Consider the following 1,967-nt stretch of genomic DNA (forward strand, 5'->3'; position numbering starts at 1 on the left):
CGCGTCGTCGCCGCCCGGCGCGCCGCGCCGCGCGCGCGGCGGCGCGAGCTGGCTCGTCTCGCCGTCCGTCGCGGTGCTGCTGCTGTGGATGTCGATTCCGCTCGCGATGACGATCTGGTATTCGTTCTCGCGCTACAACCTGCTGAACCCGGACGTGAAGGGTTTCGCCGGGCTCGACAACTATCGCTTCCTCGCGACCGATCCGTCGTTCCTGCCCGCGATCTGGCACACGCTCGTGCTGATCGGCGCAGTGCTCGCGATCACGGTGATCGGCGGCGTGCTGATGTCCGTGCTGTTCGACCGCAAGTTCTACGGGCAGGGCGTCGCACGCCTGCTCGCGATCGCGCCGTTCTTCGTGATGCCGACGGTGTCCGCGCTGATCTGGAAGAACATGATCCTGCACCCGGTGTACGGGCTCGTCGCGAACGCGATGCGTGCGCTCGGCATGACGCCGATCGACTGGTTCGCCGATTACCCGCTCACCGCCGTGATCATCATCGTCGCGTGGCAGTGGCTGCCGTTCGCGTTCCTGATCCTGTTCACCGCGATCCAGTCGCTCGACCAGGAGCAGAAGGAAGCCGCGCGCATCGACGGCGCGGGCCCGATCGCGATGTTCTTCTACATCACGCTGCCGCACCTGAAGCGCGCGATCGCCGTGGTCGTGATGATGGAGACGATCTTCCTGCTGTCGATCTTCGCGGAGATCTACACGACGACCGGCGGCGGCCCCGGCGACGCGACGACCAACCTGTCGTACCTGATCTACGCGCTCGGCCTGCAGCAGTTCGACGTCGGCCTCGCGTCCGCGGGCGGCATCATCGCCGTCGTGGTCGCGAACGTCGTGTCGTTCTTCCTCGTGCGGATGCTCGCGCGCAACCTGAAGGGAGAGTACGAGAAATGAGCGACCTGACCTTCGAAGGCCGGCGCGTGCCGGCCGTGTTCGACCTCGTGCGGCGCGCGCTGCCCGGCACGCTCGCGTGGCTGATCGCGCTGCTGCTGTTCTTCCCGATCTTCTGGATGGCGATCACCGCGTTCAAGACCGAGCAGCAGGCGTATGCATCGACGCTGTTCTTCATCCCGACGCTCGACAGCTTCCGCGAGGTGTTCGCACGCAGCAACTACTTCGCGTTCGCATGGAATTCGGTGCTGATCTCGGCGGGCGTCACGGTGATCTCGCTGCTGTTCGCGGTGCCGGCCGCGTACGCGATGGCGTTCTTCCCGAACCACCGCACGCAGAAGGTGCTGCTGTGGATGCTGTCGACGAAGATGATGCCGTCGGTCGGCGTGCTCGTGCCGATCTACCTGCTGTGGAAGAACGCGGGGCTGCTCGATAGCGTGTCGGGTCTCGTGATCGTCTACACGCTGATCAACCTGCCGATCGCGGTGTGGATGACCTTCACGTACTTCAACGAGATCCCGAAGGACATCCTCGAAGCCGGGCGCATCGATGGCGCGTCGACGTGGCAGGAGATCGTCTACCTGCTGATGCCGATGGCGCTGCCGGGGCTCGCGTCCACCGCGCTGCTGCTCGTGATCCTGTCGTGGAACGAGGCGTTCTGGAGCATCAACCTGTCGAGCTCGAACGCGGCGCCGCTCACCGTGTTCATCGCGTCGTACTCGAGCCCGGAGGGATTGTTCTGGGCGAAGCTGTCCGCGGCATCGTTGCTCGCGGTCGCGCCGATCCTGATCGTCGGCTGGCTGTCGCAGAAGCAGCTCGTGCGCGGGCTCACGTTCGGAGCCGTCAAATGACCGCGATGAATGTCCTGATCTGCGATTGCGACGGCGTGCTGATCGACAGCGAGGCGGTGGCGGCCGACGTGCTCGTGCGCGAACTCGATGCGCGCTGGCCGGGCGTCGACGCGCGGCCGGCCGTGATGCCGCTGCTCGGGCTGCGTATCGAACGCGTGCTGGCTGGCGCGAGCGAGGCCGTCGGGCGCTCGCTGTCGAACGACGACGTCGTCGAAATC

At 65.9% G+C, this 1,967-nt stretch carries 2 protein-coding genes and 1 pseudogene; all 3 read left to right on the top strand.

All coding sequences use genetic code 11. The features are described 5' to 3' along the window. A partial coding sequence (locus G3N93_RS38835; protein WP_241026886.1) for a carbohydrate ABC transporter permease occupies positions 1-901 on the top strand: 901 nt, incomplete at its 5' end. Next, the gene (locus tag G3N93_RS38840) at positions 898-1,749 is read left to right on the top strand and encodes a carbohydrate ABC transporter permease (RefSeq protein WP_122946150.1); all 852 of its coding nucleotides are present in this window, start codon (positions 898-900) and stop codon (positions 1,747-1,749) included. The genes G3N93_RS38835 and G3N93_RS38840, both read left to right, overlap by 4 nt. Continuing rightward, positions 1,746-1,967 (top strand): annotated as a pseudogene (locus G3N93_RS38845) (HAD family phosphatase); the annotation flags it as partial. The gene G3N93_RS38840 and the pseudogene G3N93_RS38845, both read left to right, overlap by 4 nt.

This window comes from Burkholderia sp. Se-20378 (genome assembly GCF_017104665.1).
GTDB classification, from domain to species: domain Bacteria; phylum Pseudomonadota; class Gammaproteobacteria; order Burkholderiales; family Burkholderiaceae; genus Burkholderia; species Burkholderia lata.

Excerpts from the sequence above, each read along its gene's own strand:
- G3N93_RS38840 (WP_122946150.1), top strand. The coding sequence starts at position 898 with ATGAGCGACCTGACCTTCGAAGGCCGGCGCGTGCCGGCCGTGTTCGAC.